This window comes from Nocardioides sp. F233 (assembly GCF_057813895.1).
In genome coordinates, this window is record NZ_JBVASH010000037.1 from 1 (window position 1) to 280 (window position 280).

Below are 280 nucleotides of genomic sequence, written 5' to 3' on the forward strand. Positions count from 1 at the left end.
GCGCAGGAGCTCCCTCACCCTGGCGAGGCTGGTCACGTCACCGCCCAGCCCGAACGGCTCCTCCCCCGAGTTGGGACGCAGCAGGACGGGATAGTCGACCATCAACTCCGAGATCGTCCGGCGCAGCAACGAGCGTCGCTGGACCGCGGCGAGGTACCCCTCGAGGCTGCGGTCACCGAACTCCTCCCGTACGAGACGTGTGACCGCGTTCCACTTGAAGCGCATGCCGTCGTCGCCGAACGCGTCGAGATCGGACGCGAATGAGGCCACGCCGTAGTCC

The 280-nt window shown here is 67.9% G+C and carries 1 protein-coding gene; it reads right to left on the reverse strand.

All coding sequences use genetic code 11. From position 1 onward, the window contains the following. Positions 1-280: hypothetical protein (locus ACZYRU_RS26975; RefSeq protein WP_488960186.1), on the reverse strand; the 280-nt coding region annotated here is incomplete at both ends.